Origin of the sequence: Aliiruegeria lutimaris, assembly GCF_900099935.1 — a bacterium.
In the GTDB taxonomy this organism is placed as follows: domain Bacteria; phylum Pseudomonadota; class Alphaproteobacteria; order Rhodobacterales; family Rhodobacteraceae; genus Tropicimonas; species Tropicimonas lutimaris.
The window spans coordinates 1-17,917 of record NZ_FNEK01000091.1 but is presented as its reverse complement, the minus strand read 5'-3'; the positions used below and the strand labels follow the sequence as shown (position 1 = coordinate 17,917).

General features: G+C 61.8%; 19 protein-coding genes and 1 pseudogene. 6 read left to right on the top strand and 14 right to left on the bottom strand.

Annotated elements, in window-relative coordinates; genetic code table 11:
- A partial coding sequence (locus BLR85_RS24900) for an integrase core domain-containing protein (RefSeq protein ID WP_139188545.1) occupies positions 1 to 276 on the top strand: 276 nt, incomplete at its 5' end.
- A gap of 43 nt (positions 277 to 319) precedes the next feature.
- Here the strand turns inward: BLR85_RS24900 and BLR85_RS30675 are convergent.
- Positions 320 to 523 (bottom strand): DUF8168 domain-containing protein, encoded by a 204-nt coding sequence (locus tag BLR85_RS30675; protein WP_483060773.1) that lies wholly within the window; start codon positions 521 to 523, stop codon positions 320 to 322.
- 367 nt (positions 524 to 890) lie between these two features.
- Positions 891 to 1,031: pseudogene (locus BLR85_RS28735) on the bottom strand (IS5/IS1182 family transposase); the annotation flags it as partial.
- Positions 1,032 to 1,138: 107 nt separating this feature from the next.
- Between BLR85_RS28735 and BLR85_RS29360 the strand changes: the two are divergent.
- The gene (locus BLR85_RS29360) at positions 1,139 to 1,312 is read left to right on the top strand and encodes a hypothetical protein (protein WP_170844755.1); all 174 of its coding nucleotides are present in this window, start codon (positions 1,139 to 1,141) and stop codon (positions 1,310 to 1,312) included.
- 119 nt (positions 1,313 to 1,431) lie between these two features.
- Here BLR85_RS29360 and BLR85_RS24885 read toward each other — a convergent pair whose 3' ends face one another.
- From BLR85_RS24885 to BLR85_RS24875, 3 genes are all read right to left on the bottom strand, one after another.
- A complete protein-coding gene (locus BLR85_RS24885) occupies positions 1,432 to 1,896 on the bottom strand; it encodes a DUF3237 domain-containing protein (protein ID WP_093163820.1) in 465 nt (154 codons plus the stop codon).
- Between the two features lie 76 nt (positions 1,897 to 1,972).
- A complete protein-coding gene (locus BLR85_RS24880) occupies positions 1,973 to 3,010 on the bottom strand; it encodes a TRAP transporter substrate-binding protein (RefSeq protein ID WP_093163817.1) in 1,038 nt (345 codons plus the stop codon).
- Between the two features lie 45 nt (positions 3,011 to 3,055).
- Entirely contained in the window at positions 3,056 to 4,246 is a 1,191-nt protein-coding gene (locus BLR85_RS24875) for a cytochrome P450 (RefSeq protein WP_093163814.1), read from the bottom strand.
- Between the two features lie 104 nt (positions 4,247 to 4,350).
- On the opposite strand from BLR85_RS24875, the gene BLR85_RS24870 reads away from it, so the two are divergent.
- On the top strand, positions 4,351 to 5,316 hold the full coding sequence (locus tag BLR85_RS24870; protein ID WP_093163811.1) for a LysR family transcriptional regulator: 966 nt from the start codon (positions 4,351 to 4,353) through the stop codon (positions 5,314 to 5,316).
- Here the strand turns inward: BLR85_RS24870 and BLR85_RS24865 are convergent.
- From BLR85_RS24865 to BLR85_RS24840, 6 genes are all read right to left on the bottom strand, one after another.
- Positions 5,313 to 6,590 carry a flavin-dependent oxidoreductase gene (locus BLR85_RS24865; RefSeq protein WP_093163808.1) on the bottom strand — a complete coding sequence of 426 codons (1,278 nt, stop codon included), beginning with the start codon at positions 6,588 to 6,590 and terminating at the stop codon, positions 5,313 to 5,315. The genes BLR85_RS24870 and BLR85_RS24865 overlap by 4 nt on opposite strands.
- 376 nt (positions 6,591 to 6,966) lie before the next feature.
- Positions 6,967 to 7,470, bottom strand: a complete 504-nt coding sequence (locus BLR85_RS24860) for a GAF domain-containing protein (protein ID WP_093163805.1) — start codon at positions 7,468 to 7,470, stop codon at positions 6,967 to 6,969.
- Complete coding sequence (locus tag BLR85_RS24855) at positions 7,467 to 8,225, bottom strand: ABC transporter ATP-binding protein (RefSeq protein ID WP_093163802.1); 759 nt, start codon at positions 8,223 to 8,225, stop codon at positions 7,467 to 7,469. Before BLR85_RS24855 ends, BLR85_RS24860 begins: the two co-directional genes overlap by 4 nt.
- Positions 8,222 to 9,055: an ABC transporter ATP-binding protein gene (locus tag BLR85_RS24850; RefSeq protein WP_093163799.1), complete on the bottom strand. Its 834-nt coding sequence runs from the start codon at positions 9,053 to 9,055 to the stop codon at positions 8,222 to 8,224. Before BLR85_RS24850 ends, BLR85_RS24855 begins: the two co-directional genes overlap by 4 nt.
- A complete protein-coding gene (locus BLR85_RS24845) occupies positions 9,052 to 9,954 on the bottom strand; it encodes an ABC transporter permease (protein WP_212635157.1) in 903 nt (300 codons plus the stop codon). Before BLR85_RS24845 ends, BLR85_RS24850 begins: the two co-directional genes overlap by 4 nt.
- On the bottom strand, positions 9,954 to 10,967 hold the full coding sequence (locus BLR85_RS24840) for an ABC transporter permease (RefSeq protein WP_244520868.1): 1,014 nt from the start codon (positions 10,965 to 10,967) through the stop codon (positions 9,954 to 9,956). Before BLR85_RS24840 ends, BLR85_RS24845 begins: the two co-directional genes overlap by 1 nt.
- Before the next feature lie 155 nt (positions 10,968 to 11,122).
- Between BLR85_RS24840 and BLR85_RS24835 the strand changes: the two genes are divergently transcribed.
- The 3 genes from BLR85_RS24835 (at position 11,123) to BLR85_RS24825 (ending at position 14,375) form a co-directional block, all read left to right on the top strand.
- A complete protein-coding gene (locus tag BLR85_RS24835; protein ID WP_093163793.1) occupies positions 11,123 to 11,749 on the top strand; it encodes a helix-turn-helix domain-containing protein in 627 nt (208 codons plus the stop codon).
- Between the two features lie 20 nt (positions 11,750 to 11,769).
- Positions 11,770 to 13,359, top strand: a complete 1,590-nt coding sequence (locus tag BLR85_RS24830; RefSeq protein ID WP_093163790.1) for an ABC transporter substrate-binding protein — start codon at positions 11,770 to 11,772, stop codon at positions 13,357 to 13,359.
- 266 nt (positions 13,360 to 13,625) lie between these two features.
- Complete coding sequence (locus tag BLR85_RS24825; protein WP_244520867.1) at positions 13,626 to 14,375, top strand: SGNH/GDSL hydrolase family protein; 750 nt, start codon at positions 13,626 to 13,628, stop codon at positions 14,373 to 14,375.
- Between the two features lie 29 nt (positions 14,376 to 14,404).
- Here BLR85_RS24825 and BLR85_RS24820 read toward each other — a convergent pair whose 3' ends face one another.
- From BLR85_RS24820 to BLR85_RS24810, 3 genes are all read right to left on the bottom strand, one after another.
- Positions 14,405 to 15,070 (bottom strand): response regulator transcription factor, encoded by a 666-nt coding sequence (locus BLR85_RS24820; protein WP_093163787.1) that lies wholly within the window; start codon positions 15,068 to 15,070, stop codon positions 14,405 to 14,407.
- Positions 15,063 to 17,411, bottom strand: a complete 2,349-nt coding sequence (locus BLR85_RS24815; RefSeq protein ID WP_093163784.1) for a cache domain-containing protein — start codon at positions 17,409 to 17,411, stop codon at positions 15,063 to 15,065. Before BLR85_RS24815 ends, BLR85_RS24820 begins: the two co-directional genes overlap by 8 nt.
- A 200-nt stretch (positions 17,412 to 17,611) precedes the next feature.
- Positions 17,612 to 17,917 (bottom strand): transposase (locus tag BLR85_RS24810; RefSeq protein WP_170844753.1); only part of this gene is annotated, 306 nt, incomplete at its 5' end.

Here is a 17,917-nt window from a genome sequence, read left to right as displayed (position 1 = left end):
CATCATCCTCAGACACAGGGCAAGATCGAGCGCTGGCACCAGACCATGAAGAACCGAGTTCTGCTGGAAAACTACTACATGCCCGGAGATCTCGAACGGCAGATCGAAGCCTTCGTTGAGCACTACAACAACCACCGATACCACGAGAGCCTGGGCAACCTGACACCCGCTGACGTCTACTTCGGCAGGGGCGCTCAGATCCTGTCCATGAGAGAGGAGATCAAGAAACAGACCATCCGGAAACGCCGCTTGCAGCACGACAGCGCTGCCGCATAACCTCAAACAGAAAGCAAACCGGAGCCCTCGTTACGAAATCGCCTCACCCTCTCTGGAAAACTCTGACGACGGACACAGAATCTCTTAAGTCGTTCTGGGCGGAACAGTGGTGCCGAAGAGCTTCGATGGCGCGATAGCAATAAAAGGGCGTGTCGTCGGCGTTTTGCATCGCCAAGTTGAGATCTGTGAAGCAGCGGTTGATGTACACGCCGTTTTCTCCAGACCTAGGTGCACGGAGCTTTTCCATCGCCGGTGCGAGTTCGGTCGTGGCTCGTGACTCTGAGATACAAGGCACGTCGATACCGAAAACAAAGTCGATCTGTCGAGAGGTGTGACCGTCGCGCTACTGGAAAAGGGCATTGCCTAGAAACGGCGGTTCACCCCGGCGACCCCGATTCCCCCGAGTAACCAGCCGCTACAAGCCTCTCACCACTCCTCCAGGGTTCACCCCGGTCCAAACTGCCCCAGGCTCACTCGTCCGCAGTCCTCGTTTTGCCCCAGAAAGTGCCCCAGTTTAGCCAGTGGGTCAGGGAACCTGATGGGGAGCATCGGCTTACAGGGAATCCATCTCGGATAGAAAAAACAACGGAATCAAGCCCCTTCCAGGGCGCCGATTTCGACTTCCGCCCGTCACGCGGCGCGCGCCAGATCATATCCTTGTTGACCCAGATCAGCAGGGACCCCCGCTTCCGCAGCGATGCGTTTTAGCTGGACCAGTTCGTCGTGCGATAGCTGGCGGGAGATGGTTTTCTCATTCAGTGCGTCTAACGAAATGGACTCACAAAGGGAATCTTCCGTCGTCAGATTTGTGCAACAACGCCCTTACACGACCCGCATTTCCGGATCTTTCGCCGATACCATCATGGGCAAGATCATCGAAGCCTGGACGATCGAAAAAGCGGTCATCATGCGCATGAAAGTCTGGGTGATGCTGGCAACGGAAGCCGGTCTGGACGGCCACGGCTCAGCCGGTACAGATCGGCGCAGAGCGTTCCGGCGAACCGTTTTCGCAACGTGCGGTACGTCGCACCGCTGACACCGACACAGCGGCAAGTTTCCCAGCTGACCCACAAATCACGAAAAGCGCTCTTTCGGATCTCCGCTGGCGCCCTGTCCCTGCTCCGATGAAGTCAGGCTACGCTCCGGGCTCCGCGTTCACTCAACCTTGTAGAAGGCGATCTCGACGGAGGACGCCCGGCGGATACCCGCGCCTGCAAAGAGGGTGTGATTGACCCAGCCATATCGTTCGTCACCCGTTTCAAGCCGGGCCGCGGTCCGCATGTAGTAGCTGGCCGGATCGACATCCTCTCCGGCGGCAAGGCGAGCAATCACCTCGGGAGATCCGTGCCGTGCGCCGACATTGACCACTTCAATGACCGCGCCGTCCTCCGTTTCCAGTGCATAGCGGGTGTCGAGATGGACGGCGCCGTCGGCAAACACGGTTTGCCAGTCCGCCCCAAGGTTCAGGACCTTGCCGACAATGTCGGGCCCAAGGGCCGCTCCGCCAATGATCGGGATGATGCGCCGCTGTCCGGCACGACCGGCACCCATTTCGATCGGCGCGGCAAGGTCCACCCGCAACGTGAAGGAATAGGTCAGCACCGGCACTGGAATCTGCATGTCCGAGTCTTCCGCATAGCTGTCAGGTAAGAGATGAACGGGCGACACATGCCGCCCGCCACCTGGTTCGGCAGTCTCAGCCGCCGTTCTTCTTGATCAACGCTTTCGCGTCCGAGATCAGCTGTTTTCCGTCGATGCCGGCCTCTTCCATTTCGGCGACCCAGCGGTCGATCACCGGTTGCGCCTTCTCCTTGAACCGCGCGACCTCCTCTTCGGGCAACTGGATGATGTTGTTGCCTGCCTTCTCGGCAATGGCACGCCCCGGTGCATCAAATTCCCACATGACCTCGGCCGCAAATTTCGACAGGTTCAGGCCGGATTCTGCGTCGATTGCCGCGCGGATGTCATCCGGCAGGCTCTCGTATTTCGCCTTGTTCATCACGAGGACGATGGTCGCCGTGTAAAGCGCTTCTTCTCCGGTGAACTCGGTGTGGTTGGTGACGAGTTCGGTGAGCTTGATCGCCGGCGTGACCTCCCAAGGGATCACGGTGCCGGACACCACGTTCTTGGAAAGAGCTTCGGGAATCGCGGGCAGCGGCAAGCCGACAGGTGTCGCACCGAGTTCATTGAGCAGGTCGTTGATCACCCGTGTCGGGCCGCGCACCTTCAGCCCCTCCATGTCTTCGACGGTCTCGATGGGCCGGCTGGCATGGATCACGCCGGGTCCATGCACCCAGGCGCCGAGGACCTTCACGTCCTTGTATTCGTTCGCTTGCAGGTCGGCCTCGACCATCTCCTGGTAGGCCATCGAGGTGGCCACCGGATCGGTCATCATGAATGGCAGCTCGAACACCTCGGTACGAGGGAAGCGGCCGGGTGTGTAACCCACAACCGTCATGATGATATCGGCCACACCGTCGATGGCCTGATCCATCAGCTCCGGTGGCTTGCCGCCAAGCGACATCGCATCGAAATGCTCGATCTTCACCTTGCCGCCCGAGGCCTCCTCGACCCGGCTCGCCCAGGGTTTCAGGATGTGTTTCGGCACCGTCGCCGGTGGCGGCAGGAACTGGTGCAGGCGGAGCGTGACCTCCTGTGCGGCGGCCAGCCCCGGCAGGAGACTGGTGGCCAGCGCAACGGCCGTGGCGGATGCAATCAGGCTGCGTCGGATCATGTGTTTTTTCCTCCCATTCGCTCAGTTATTCTTCTTGTTCGTTGTTCAGTTCAGCGTGACCGGCAGGCTGAGCGGCCCGCGGAAGCCAAAACCCCAGAACTTCACCTGTGACGGATCCGGCAAGCTCATGTTCGGAAACCGGTCGAACAGCATCGGCAGGACGATACCCGCAAGCATCCGCCGCGCGATATGCGTGCCCTGGCAGAAGTGCGGGCCGTTTCCGAAGGCCTGGTGCGGTGTCTTCGGCCGGAAAATGTTGTAGTCTTCCGGACTGTCGTACAGCTCCTCGTCGTGGCAGGCCGAGGCCTGCACCGTCATCACCACTTCGCCCATGGCAATCGCGTGGCCTCGGATTTCGGTATCTTCCGTGACAAGGCGCGAGCTGGCCTGGATCGGCGCCACCCAGCGGACACCCTCCTCGAACGCGGCCGTCCACATCGCGTCGGCCTTACAGGCCTCGAGCTGATCGGGATTGGTGAAAAGCCCGTAGAGGATGGTCAGCAAGGCATCGCGCGGTTCGTTGATGCCGCCCCCGATGGCAATCTTCACATTGGCATAGATCTGGCAGGTCTCAATCGGATCGTCCACATTGACCATGGCAGAGAGGGCAGACAAATCGGGGGCCGCACGCACCCGTTCGACGCATTTGTCGAACAGCGCGTTCATCTCGGCATTGGCTTTGTCAGAGCGTTCGTAGAGTTCCGGCACATTGCCGAAATTCCCCGCCCCGTCGATCAGCGTCTGCGACCAGCGGATCATCTCGTCATCTGTCGCCTCTGGAATACCCAGAAGATGGGTCAGGCAGCGCGCGGCATAGGGCGCGGCCAGCGCTGTGAAAAGGTCCACCGTCTCGCCGCGCGGCAGGCGCCCGACATACTCCTCCGCGACCCTGGTGTAGATCTCCTGCCAACAGCCCTTGATATTGCGCGGCGAAAAGGCCGGCGCCATGGCGTCGCGTTCCCGCTTATGCGCCGCGCCGTCCTTGCGCATCAGCGTATGGGCCTGAAAGGCGCGTTTCATCGGGGTGCGCGGGTCGTCGGAGCTGAATTTCTGCCAGTTATCCTTGACGTATTTCGTATCGGCAGCCTTGGTCAGCAGGATCCGGTTGACGCTCGGAACCCGCAGGACCGGCGCCTCGGCCCGCAGGCGCCGATAGATCGTATAGGGGGCCTCGGTGAGTTGCGGGATCGTGATGCTGCCGTCGACGGGAACGTCCGACAAGGTGGCTTCGTGCATCCATCTCCTCCTTCAGATGCGTCGAAAGACCGTAGCCATGTCCTCTTCATTGAACAATCCGATGGAGTTGATAATATGAATCGAAAAATTCGATAGGTTAACGCGTGCCCTTCGAACTGCCCAATCTCGATTTCGCGGCCCTTCGGACCTTGCGGCTCGTCCATGCATTGGGCAGCTTCTCCCGGGCTGCCGAAACGCTCGGCCTGGCCCAGTCGACGGTCAGCTACACGCTGGCGCGTCTGCGCGAGGCCTTTGACGATCCGCTTTTCGTGCGGCAGGGCCAGGGCATCGTGCCGACGACGCGCTGTTCCGAGATCGTCGCGCAGGCGGGCGAGTTGTTGGATCGGTTCGAGGAGCTTGCCGCGCCGCGGGACTTCGAACCGGCGGTCGCCTCGTTGGAAATCGGCATCAGTTGCAACTATTACGAGCGGGTCACCATCCTTCCACAGATCGTCCGTGTGCTTCGGTGCGAGGCACCCGGCATCAGGCTGAAGGTGATTTCCTCGACAGTTCAAGGCAAGGGGCAGCTCACGCGATCGCAGAGTGACATCCTGCTCGGGGCAGTCCAGATCCAGGAAGCAGGCTATTTCAGGCGGTCCCTATTCAAGGAAGACTATGTTTGCATCATGGACCCGCAGAACCCGCTGGCGCAGGTCCCTCTCGATCTGGAAAGCTTTGTCAGGGCACCGCAGGTCATCGTCAATTACGGTGACGGGTATCGGGCGCGCTTTCTGGTGGCGATGGAAACTGCGGGCTACCGGCCCAACACGGCGATGGAGGTTCCAAGCCCGGCGAGCATGGACCGGATATTGCTGGGAACCGACCTGATCGCAACGGTGCCAAGGCGCATCGCGCAGACGTTCCGAGGCGAGGTGGCCTCGGTCGCCTGTCCCGTTTCGGCCGAGATTCCCATCGACATGTTCTGGACCGCCCGGACGCATAGCTCGGCGCCGCATGTCTGGCTGCGGTCGCTCATCGCCACGGTGTCCGGCAGAGAGGCGGAGAGCCTGCAGGACGCAAGGTCCAGCGAAACCGAAGACACGCACGCCTTTCCGGATCAGTCCTTTTAGTCCACGCAGGCGCCTGCGGGAATCGTCGGCGATGACGCGTTCAGTTTCTCGATGGCGAAGCCAGCCGCGGCCTTGTAGGCGGCCATGAATTCCGCCCGTTCGTCCGGTGGAACGACATCATCGATATGCTCGAATTCGCCGCCGCATCGTTCATCGACAATATTCAGCAACCCGAACGGCCCGGCGCCCCGGTTGCGCAGGATCAGTTCGGACACCGGCCCGCAAAGCTCGGAATCATAGGCGGCCAGCGCGTCCTGCGTCACGCCATGCGCAACCATCTTTGCCCCCAGAACGCGCGCATCGATGATCGCCTGGCTGGCACCGTTCGATCCGGTCGGATACATGGCATGGGCCGCGTCCCCGAGGAGCGCGACACTACCGTCGTGCCATGTCGGCACCGGATCCCGGTCGATCATCGGGTTCTCATAGGCGAGGTCGGCATTTCGCAGGAGTTCGGGAACGTCGAGCCAGTCCCATTTCCACCCTTCGAAATGGCCGATGAAGTCGTCGACCTCGACGGGCTTGAACCAACCGCTCTCGCGCTCCGGCCGGTCGTCATAGGTGACTTCGGCGATCCAGTTGATGACCGCAGTCCCATCCGCGTCCGGATGCGAGATCGGATAGATGACCATCCGGTGCCGATGCGTTCCAAGCCCGACGAAGGATGAACCGGTCCGGATCGCAGGGGCTCGGGTCGTGCCCCGCCACATTACCGCGCCACCCCAGTGAATCGGCGGCTGGCCGGGATGCATCTGGGCGCGGATCGCAGAGTGAATGCCGTCCGCCCCAATCAGCAGTTCGCCATGTTCCTCGGTCCGGCTGCCATCTGCCAGCGTGATCAGACAGGTGACCGTCCCGTCCAGATTGTTGCGATAGCCCGCTACCCGGGAACCGAGACGCACCGCATCGTCCCCGCAGCGCTCAATCAGCTTGCGATGCAGCAGCATGTGGAAGCGGCCCCGATGCACGGCGTATTGCGGCCAGTTATACCCGGCTTCGAGGCCACGTAGCTCGGAATAAATGTCGTTCCCGTTGAGCCCGACAAGCGCCCATTCCTGCGCGGGCACGCCGACGCCGTCCAGTTCTTCGAGTGAAATACCGAGATCCAGAAGCTCCCGAACGGCATTGGGCTGAATATTGATGCCCACACCCAGCGGCTTCAGTTCCGGGACCGCTTCGAACACGACCGGCCGGACACCGATCTGTTCAAGCGTCAGCGCCAGCGAAAGGCCACCGATCCCGCCCCCCGCAATCAAAACCACCGGTTTTCCCATCTTCTGTGCGTCCTCCCTACCGTGCTGCGCGTATGATCCGGGCATCCAATTCCGAAGGCTAATGCACCCCCGCGTAGCTTGCGATCTTTCAGTCTATTGCGCTTCCGAGCGGAAATGAACTGCTGAACCACCGCCATTGGCCCGCTCCTCCGGATGGACACCTTCCGAGGATCGCCTTCACCGCGGACGCCGATCATCCTGCCTTCCCATGTGGTTCCGGAGCATCCGCTTTGCCTGCGGCGGAGAACCGGAAGACGTCCTGATGCCTTTGGGTCGCCGCGCGGATGAATCTGTCCGCCAATATCGCAAGGTCCAGGAGCGCGACCTCTGCTGACCGGGGACCGCGAGGTTCGTCAGCTTCGCGAAATGCCCCGGCTCATTTCTCGCCAAGCGCACGGGCTACAGCCAGTGTGGCCATGCACGGCAAGGCCAGGTCATCGCGAACGGCGTCGACACGGGCGTCGGTATAATGATGTTCCTCGTGCAGGATATTCATCGTGGCAACGAGAGACCCGCCGAGGACAATCGGCAGGTTCACGACGGAGCCGCATCCAAGCCCGCCGATCACCGCATGATCCGGGAACACGTCCGCGATTTCCACCAGTGTGTTGGCGACAAAGCATTCGCCGCGACCATGGACAATTTCGAACCAGGAATTGTGCTGGATCGGCTTGGTGCCGGAGGTGGGATAGCTGACCGGATCATTGGTGTAATTGCGACGGGCGAGCCCGGCTGCCATATCGACGCTCATGATGGTGAACAGCTTTGCCCCGACGGTCGCCTGCACCAGCGCACACAGGGCATCGAATGCGGCCTCTGGTTTCGTCGCTGCGGCCAGGGCTGAGCGAAAAGTCTCGAGGTGGCTGGAAGTGTCGGTCATTGTCCGTCCTTTGGTGCGATCTCGTCACCGCCGCTGGCAGCGTAGAGATGCCGGGCATAGGGGTCGGAGAAGTCGCCGGTTCGAAGCGCCGATGACGGCGCGGTCTCCACGACCCGGCCGGCATTCATCACCGCCATGCGGTCACACATGAACGCCACGACCGGCAGGTTGTGCGTTACCATCAGATAGGTCAGTCCCTGATCGCGCCGCAGCCGTTTCAACAGGTTCAGGATCTCGGCCTGCACCGACACGTCGAGCGCGCTTGTCGGCTCGTCCAGCAACATGATCCGGGGCTTGAGCATCAATGCCCGCGCGATTGCCACGCGCTGACGTTGACCGCCGGACAATTGATGCGGGAAACGGAACCGGAATTCCTGCCCGAGGCCGACCATCTCGAGCGCTTCGGACACCCGGCCCGATCGCTCGGAGATACCATGCACGACGAGTGGCTCGCTCAGGACCGAATCCACTGTCTTGCGTGGGTGGAGCGATCCATACGGGTCCTGAAACACCATCTGGCAGGTGCGGGCAAAGGCGCGGTCCGGCCCATGGCCCCGTGGCGCACCAAGCACGCTGATCTCGCCGGACCATTCCGGCGCAAGGCCGGCAATCGCGCGCAATACCGTCGATTTTCCGGACCCGCTCTCGCCGACAAGCGCGAAGCTCTCGCCGTCGCCGATCTCCAGCGACACGTCATGCACGGCGGGGATGCCGCCATAGGAAATTGTCAGCGACTTCAGGGAGATCGCGGTCATGTTCCGCTCCAGGCGCTGCGATCCAGAACCGGCAGCACGTCCCGGGTCTCGTTGATCTTGGGGATCGCTGCCAATAGCCCGCGCGTGTAGGGATGCGTGGCTGCGTGCAGATCCGCCGCGGCGCAGCTTTCGACCACCTCGCCGGAATTCATCACCAGGATGCGGTCACAGTAACGGGCGACGAGGTTCAGGTCATGGCTGATCAGGAGCAGGCCCATGCCGTTATTGACGATCAGCTCGTCGATCAGGTCCAGAACCTGGGCCTGAACCGAAACATCGAGCGCGCTGGTCGGTTCGTCCGCAATCAGCAGGTCTGGCCTGGGGATCAGCATCATGGCGATCATCACCCGTTGCCCCATCCCGCCGGAGACCTCGTGCGGATACATGCGCGCAACCCGGTCCGGATCGTTGATACGCACAGCTTCCAGCATTTCACGCACCCGGTTGGCCAGCGCGCGCCGTGGCACGGTTTCGTGCGCGCGCACGGCTTCGGCGATCTGCGCGCCGACGGTCATCACCGGGTTGAGCGAAAACTTGGGGTCTTGCATGATCATCGACATGCGCGCCCCGCGAAGTGGTCGCATGGCGCGTTCGCTGCGACTGAGCAGGTCCGTGCCGTCGAACATCATCCGCTCGGCCGTCACCTCGCCGGGCGACCGGATCAGCCGCAGGATCGCGCGCCCCGTCATCGACTTTCCCGAGCCACTTTCGCCAACGATGCCAAGCCGTTCGCGCCCGAGGGTGAAACTCACGCCCTTCACCACCTCGATACGGCCTTGGGTTGTCGGAAAGCTGACGCGCAGGTTGTCGATTTCGAGCAGCGGGGTCATGACTTGCCCGCCTGTTTGGGGTCCAGCACGTCGCGCAACCCGTCACCGAGGAAACAGAAGCCGAGGGAGACGAGAATGATGGCGAAACCCGGCATCGTGGCGACCCACCACTGATCGAGGATGAACACGCGCCCGCGCGAGATCATGGCGCCCCATTCCGGCAACGGCGGCTGCGCCCCCAGGCCGAGAAAGCCAAGCCCAGCCGCGGTCAGGATGATCCCGGCCATGTCGAGCGTGACCCGGACGATCATCGAGGACATGCAGAGCGGAACGACATGCAGCCCGATGATTCGCGCATCCGAAGCACCGACCAGTTTGACCGCCGAGATGAACTCGGAACTGCGGAAGGTGATTGTCTCGGCCCGCGCGATGCGGGCATAGGCCGGCCAGGCGGTGATCGCGATGGCGATGATGGCGTTTTCGATGCCCGGCCCGAGCGCGGCGACGAAGGCCAGCGCGAGGATGAGCTTGGGCATCGACAGGAAGATATCCGTGAAGCCCATCAGCAGCTTGTCGACCCAGCCGCCAAAATATCCGGCGACCGCGCCGATGATCAGCCCGAGGGGTGCTGCGATGATCGCCACCAGGGCCACGATCATCAGGGTGATCCGCGCGCCATAGACCACGCGGGAGAAGATGTCCCGCCCGAGCTCGTCCGTGCCCATCCAGTTGGCGGATGATGGTGGCAGAAGCCTGCGGTCGAGCATCTGGCCGACCGGGCTTTCGGGCGCAATCCAGGGGGCGAACACCGCCGTTGCGATCAGCAACAGGATGATCAGCGCACCGAGCACCGCCAGCGGGTTGCGCAGTAGGGCCAGCCCCATGCGATAGAACCGACCGGCATTGGCCTGCATGCGGGAATTGGGGGACTCGTCGAGGAGCCAGTCGCGGGCGCTCATCATGTGCTCCTTGGGTCGAGGACGCGGTAGAGCACGTCGGAGGTCTTGTTGATGCCGATGAACACCGCGCCGATGATCAGCGTGGCGCCAAGAACCGCGTTCATATCCGCGTTCAGCAGCGCAACGGTCAGGTAATTGCCGATCCCCGGCCAGCTGAAGACGGTTTCGATCATCACCGACCCCTCCAGCAGCCCGGCATAGGACAGGCCAATGACCGTGATCAGCGGCACCCGGATCGGCGCGAAGGCATGGACCCAGATCACCCGCCATTCCGAGACGCCCTTGACCCGCGCGGTGGTGATATATTCCTGCCCAAGCTGGTCGAGCATGAAAGATCGCGTCATCCGCGCGATATAGGCGAGGCTGAAGAAACCGAGGATCGCCGCAGGCAGCACGAGGTGGCTGAGCGCGTTCCGGAACACTTCCCAGTCGCGGGCAAGGATGCTGTCGACCAGCAGCAGCCCGGTGACCGGATCGACCACGCCGTCATAGAAGATGTCCACCCGTCCCGGCCCGGAGACCCAGCCGAGGCTGGCATAGAAAAGCGCCAGCCCGACAAGTCCCAGCCAGAATGCCGGGACGGAATAGCCGAGCAGCGCAAGCACGCGAATGCCCTGGTCCAGCCAGGTGCCCTGGTTTGCCGCCGCCGTGACGCCCATGGGCACACCGAGCCCGACACCGATGATGATGCCGATCGTGGCCATTTCGAGGGTCGCGGGGAACACCCGGGCGAGATCCTCGGCCACAAGGCGGTTGGTCGAGACCGAGCGCCCGAGATCGCCCTGAATCACGTCGCCGACATAGGAGACGAACTGAAGGATCAACGGACGGTCCAGACCCATGGCGATCTTCATCGCATCATATTGTTCCTGAGTCGCCCGATCACCCACAACCGCAAGCACCGGATCGATCGGAACCACCCTGCCAATAAAAAATGTGATCGCCAGAAGCCCCAGGAATGTCAGCGCAATCGTCAAAGCGAAGCCAGTCAAGACCCTGACAAATCGTAATATTCCGTCTCTGCTTCGGAAGTCTATCGGCACGTCGGCGGGGCCTTTTGGGTTGAAGCGACTGCTCCACGGGTAAATTTTTTTCTTGGGTAAAGCAAAAGTTTTTGCCTTAATCAAAAAAATTTTTCTGACTGCGCCCTGCGAGGAGACCAAAAACCATGGCACGTGCTGGGCAGAAACCGGAGCCGCATCTCGGTCCGTTGATCCGAAACCGGCGCAAGAAACTCGGCCTTACCTTGCAGGCGGCGGGAGATCTCGCAGGCGTTTCCGTTGGATATCTTTCCCAGGTGGAACGGGACAACGCGACCCCGTCCCTGGGGACACTGGCCCAGATCGCACAGGCGCTCGATGTTGGCCTGGAATATTTCGTGGCGACCCCGAAACCGGCGGACAGCCTGACCCGCGCCGAACGGCGCCCGCAATTCGCGATTACCGAGAACGGGATAGCCTACGAGTCGCTTGCAGCAGAGTTTCCGGGCGTCGAGCTATCCTCCTACATTCTGCATACCCCGCCGGGCTTTGTCTCCGAACTGTCCCAGCATGAGGGCGAAGAGATCATCTATATCCTCGAAGGCGAGATCGAACAGATGCTGGGCGGCGAGGTCTTTACAATGCGCCAGGGCGACAGCCTGCATTACAGCGGCGCCACCCCGCATTCCTGGAAAAACCTGACCGACAGACCAGCCCGCATCCTGTGGGTTGGAACGCTGGCGGTCTTGCAGAGCGCCGGCCAACGACGCCTCCCGACAATTATGCCTGTTCCGCAAGACAACAAACAACTCTGAGATACCTGAAGGAGAGATTCATGTCCTTGTTGCGATCGACCCTGCTGGCCACCGCCCTGGTGTTGCCACTCACCGCCCCGGCTGTCTGGGCCGAGACACCGGACGGCATTCTGGTGGTTGCGCAGAACATCGACGACATTGTCGCGATCGACCCTGCGCAAGCCTATGAGTTCACCTCTGGCGAGCTGGTCACCAACATCTACGACCGGCTGGTCCAGTATGACGCCGAAGATCCGACGGTGATGGCGGCCGGCCTGGCGACCGAATGGGCCATCGATGCCGATGCCAAGACCATCACCTTCACCCTGCGTGACGGCGTAAGCTTCCACTCCGGAAACCCGGTCACCACGGCGGATGTCGTCGGTTCGCTGGCGCGCGTAATCAAGCTGAACCTGACCCCGGCCTTTATCCTCACGCAGCTCGGCTGGACCCCGGAAAATGTCGAGCAGATGGTCACCGCAGACGACACGACGGTGACGATCAAATATGACGGCGAGTTCTCGCCCGCCTTCGTGATGAACGTTTTGGCGTCGCGGCCGGCTTCCATTGTCGACATGAAGACGGTGATGGAGAATGAAGTCGATGGCGACATGGGCAATGCCTGGCTGAACGAAAACTCCGCCGGAACCGGTCCGTTCTCGCTGCAATCCTACCGCCCGGCGGAGCTGGTCCGGCTGAACGCGAACCCGGACTATTTCAAGGGCGCGCCCAAGGTCAAAAGCGTCATCGTGCAGCATGTTGCCGAGGCCGCGACGCAGCAATTGCTGCTGGAATCCGGTGATGTCGACATGGCGAAGAACCTGACGCCGGACCAGATTGCCGGAATGAGCGGCGACGCGCTCAAGGTCGAGACCTTCCCGCAAGCCGCGGTGCATTTCCTGTCCTTCAACCAGAAGACCGAGAGCCTGACTCCGCCCGCCATCTGGGAAGCGTCGCGCTACCTAGTCGATTACGAAGGCATGACCAGCACCATCATCGCCGGTCAGATGGAAGTGCATCAGGCGTTCTGGCCCAAGGGCTTCCCCGGCTCCTATGACGAGACGCCGTTCAGCTACGATCCCGAAAAGGCCAAGGCCATCCTGGCCGAGGCCGGCATCGAGACTCCGATCACCGTCACGCTGGACGTGATCAACGCAGCTCCGTTCACCGATATGGCGCAGTCTCTTCAGGCGAGCTTTGCCGATGCAGGGATCAACTTCGAGATCCTGCCGGGCACCGGCGCGCAGGTGATCACCAAGTACCGCGACCGGACACACCAGGCGATGCTGCTCTACTGGGGCCCGGACTTCATGGACCCGCATTCCAACGCCAAGGCCTTTGCCTACAATTCCGACAACTCGGACGGCAACTATGCGGCCACCACGACCTGGCGGAATGCTTGGGCAGTGCCGGATGAGCTGAACGAGTTGACCAAATCCGCGCTCACCGAAGCGGACCCGGAAAAGCGTCTCGCGATGTACCAGGACCTGCAACAGAAGGTGCAGGAGACCTCGCCGATCATCATCATGTTCCAGGCCTCCTACCAGGTCGCCATGGACAGCGGAGTGACCGGCTACGTGAACGGTGCCACCTCGGATTTCGTGTTCTATCGCCTCGTCGAAAAGAACTGATCTCGTAGAAATCTCGGGCCGCCGGTGCAATCCGGCGGCCCATTTCCTTTCCGGCAGTTGGCGATCCGAAGGATCCTGCCCTTCGCCGGCGGTCTCCTTGCGGAAACCGCTTCGCGGGCCGGTCACCATGGCCTCGGCCGGTCGCTTAGGCAGAAGCCTTGGTACCACAGCGGGTCGAGACCGATGCGACCAACCCTCGTGGATCCTCAGACCGTGCAGTCGGATGACCCCGGGCAAGTCCAGATTGGCCTTGCCGATTTCCCACGGTGCGGCCAGCCAAGGCACGGCCCTCTGGGCAATCCAGTGCGAAGCGGCTTGATTTCGGCCGGAGCAGGCTCCAACCTGCGGCGACTCTTTGGAAAAAAGGCGCTTTCTCCACACCCCAGACCCTCCTGTGTTTCGGTGACAGCAACACGCATGGCACCCTGCCGATCACGTCGCCGAATGTCCGCGCGCGGTATGATGCGGCGACCCGCTGGCCACGTGTTACCCTCGCCCGGCTCGGGCCGGATTGGGACCTGGTCGAAGAAGGGCTGCCGGGACGAACCGCACAGTTCGAAGACCCGGTGATGGGCGCGTTCATGGACGGCCGGCCGGGCCTACGGATTGCCTTGCAGAGCCATGGGCCGATTGACATCATGACGCTGATGCTCGGCACAAATGACGTGAAAACCCGGTTTGGCGCGACGGCCAGAAAGGTGACGGCGGGCATTGCGGGACTGCTCGACATCGCGCTTGGCGACGAGATGCAGGCGCGGCATGGCGGCTTCAAGGTTCTGCTGATCTGCCCGCCACCGGTGAAGGAAGTCGGACTTCTTGCCGGGGAGTTCTTTGGCGCCCGCGCGGTGTCCCTCGCTCTGCCTGCGCTCTACGCCGAACTGGCGGCGGCGCGCCGCGTCGGGTTTCTTGATGCCGGGCAACTTATCGAGGTCAGCGAGACGGATGGCGTCCACTACGAGGAAAATGCGCACGCCGCTCTTGGAAAGGCTGTAGCCGAGGCGCTCGCAACCCTCTGAAATAAAATGCTTGCGCGTCGCGTTGCAGGTTATTCCTGCGGCGCAAGTCCGGAGACGAAATTGCTCGCCTCGCAATCAATCCGCAGCCGCGTGGCCAGCCCGACCAGTTCGGCGGTGGAACGGATTTCCAGTTTCTCCAGAATGCGCGCCCGGTGATGGTCGATCGTGCGCGGGCTTATGCCAAGATGACGCCCGATCTCCTTGCTGCTGATCTCCGCCGGGCAGGCGACGATGCGGGAGACAATCTCGGCCTCTCGGGCTGTCAGACGTTCGAAACGCTGGCGCAGTTCCACGCATTTCTCCCGCATTTCAAGCCGTTCGCGCAGAAGCGCGAAGGCCGCTTCGATCCGTTCGACCAGCGCGGCCGAGCGAAAGGGTTTCTCGATGAAATCCATCGCGCCCCCTTTCATCGCCTGCACCGATTCCCGCACCCCACCATGGCCGGAAATGAAGATCATGGGCAGGAACTGCCCCTCCGCGCCGAGACGTTCCTGCAACTCCAGACCCGACATCTCCGGCATGCGCAGGTCGATTACCAGGCACCCCGGTTGCGTGCCGTCATATTGTGTCAGGAAGTCCGGCGCTGAAGCGAACACGTCCACCTCGAAGCCGCGCTTTCGTAGCGCTCGTGGCAGGGAATTCCGCATCGCCGGGTCGTCATCGACCACGAAAACCTTCAACGGCGTATCAGACATTCGTATTCTCTCCTGCCGCGTCACCCCCGGCCCCGCCATCGGCCGGTAGGGTGAAACAGAACCGCGCGCCGTTGGTGTAGCTATCGTCGTGCCAGACCTTGCCACCATTGGCCTCTACAAGCGAGCGGCTGATCGATAGGCCGAGCCCCATTCCAGTCGGTTTCGTGGTCTCGAAATCGGAAAACAGCTTCACATTCGGGTCCGGTCCCGGCCCCGTATCCTCGACACAAATCGTCACCATCCCGTTTTCGCGTGAAGCGGTGACGATCACCTGGTGAGGGCCTTTTCCACCATTGCAGGACATCGCCTCGATGGAATTGCGCAGCAGGTTCATGATCACCTGCGCGATCTGGAGCCGGTTGCAAAAGACCATTGCGTTCCCGCCCATCCGGGTTTCGAGCTGGGCATCGATCTCTCCGGCTTCGGCCTGCAGCAATCGCCAGGACTGTTCGAGCAGAATCCCGAAATCGAATATGGTCCGGTCGCCCTCGTCGCGGATGATGAAGCTGCGCAGGGCGCGAATGATCTCGCCGGCCCGAATCGCCTGCTCTTCGATCTCTCCGAGTACCTGTTGCAGCTCGGGATCCGACGCATTCATCTGCTCCACGGTCAGCAGGGCGCAATCGACATTCTGGGCGATCGCCGCCAAGGGCTGGTTCAGCTCATGCGCGAGCCCGGCGGCGAGCTGGGACATGGTGCTGGCACGCGCCAGATGCGACAGGTCCCGCTGTAGTTGCTGTATCTGCTTGTCCTGGTCCCGCGTGCGGGTCAGGTCTTCGACCGAGACCACGATATGCAACGGCGTCCCGGACTGGTCACGCACGACGATTCCGTTGAACTGCAGCCAGATCGGCTGACCATCCTTGCGCCGGCAGCCGATCTCGTGATGGAGCGGCAGGTCGAAATTGCTCAGGTCCTTCGCCAGAGCGGCGCGGGCGGGATCGAACGGGTCGACCAGCTGGACAACCCGCATCTGTAGCAGTTCCTCCACCGAATAGCCCGTTACCTCGCTGAATTGCTCGTTCACCCGCAGGAAACGCCCGCTTTCGGGAGCAATCTGCGCCATACCGCGCGAGGCCATCTCGAAGGTCTGGCCGTATTCGCGCTCTGCCTTACGCCGCGCGGCGATCTGTTCGACAAGCGCTTCGTTGGCCTTTTCCAGCTCGCCATAGGTGCTCGGCAAGGGTTCCGACGGATCCAGCTCGCCTTGCGCTACGAGCGCCGAACGCACCGCGAAGGCGCGGACCGGACGGTAGACCACATTGGCCAGAACCAGCCCCACCGTACCGGTGGCCAGGGCCAGTGCCGCGGCGATCCACAGGTTGACCCGCCGGTTCTGTTCGATCTCGGCGGTAAAGTCGCTCTTCGGCGCATAGACCGCGATCGTCCAGGGCAGGATATCGCTGCCCACCGGCATCACCTGCGAAACGAAAGTCTCGTCGCGGTAATGGAAATCGCTCGCGGTGGCCAGAACCGGCTGCGGCGCCCCCTCCCGGAAAAGCGGTCCGAAAGCAGCCCGCGCGATCGGGTCGTCCAATTCGTTAATGGTGACGAAACGATACGTGCCATCGGCATTTCCGGTGGTGATCAATTCCTGGTCGGGGTGGGCAATGACATCGCCATTCTCGTTGATGATCAACGCCCGCCCGCGATCGCCAACCTGCTGGCGGGACAGGAAATCGGAAATCGACGAGATCTCGATATCGACCCCCATCACCCCAAGCAGGCTGCGGTCCGCGTCGAATACCGGCGCGGCGAGCGTGATTCCCGGTCGCTGCGAGGTAAAGAAGATGTAGGGATCGGTCCAGACGGAGCGCAGTTCCTGCTGTGTCTTCTGATACCAGGGACGCGCGCGGGGATCGTATTTGTCCGTCGGATCGATCCGCTCCAACTGGATGCCGAATTCCATGTCACGCCAGATCAGCCTGGTGTGTCTTTCGTCTTCGGGAAAGGTGACGATCTTCGAGCGGATCAGGCCCGTCTTGTCGTCTCGCATCACGTAGAAGAATTCGCCCTCCCGGGTGCCGTAGAAAATGCCCGCGAATTGCGGCACCAGCAGCAATTGCTGAAACAGGAGTTTCTCCAACTCGTCGGGATCGTCGCGCGCGACCACGTCGCTCTGTGCCAGACGCGCGGCCAGAACCGCCGCGCCATGAGCCGGGTTCAGAAAACCGCGCGCATGTTCGGTAGTGTTCGAGCCGACATCGAACAGGATCGCGCGGGCATGGCCCAGAAGCGCCTTCTCAGAGGAAAGGTAGGAAGAAAACGTCACCAACAGTACGGCGAGAAACTGGATACCGGCGAAGCCGAGCACCATGAGCGTACCGAGCGAGCGCTTCACTCTTGCTCCCTCCACGGGCAGGCTTCAAAGCTGCGCACGCTGGCCCCCAAGACCGGGGACCGGACTGGGCGACACAGCTTTCGTCCCTTCACGACACCAAACTCCAAGCATCCGTTTAATTGTTACGGCGAACCCGAACGCTGCCGCTTCACGGGTAACGATACCGCGGGGGGGAAACAAGCGAATAAAGCGTTTCGAGATTAGTTTGAGGCATACCCTGCAGCCCTGAAGTAGTTCCAACACTCCGTCGGGTCATAGAGATTGCAGATTTCACCGATGGCATCGAAGACTGCCGTGAAGGAGCGCGCTCCGACCCGGCGGAGGTGAGCTTTGAGCTTGGAGAACGCCTGCTCGATCGGGTTCAGGTCGGGTGAGTATGGCGGCAAGTATAGGAACCAGCAGCCATGGGCCTTGAGAGCCGCTGCGGCGTCCTTGTTCCTGTGGGTGGCGAGATTGTCGAGGATGACCGCTGTGCCGGGTGCGATCTCTGGGATCAGGACCTTGCT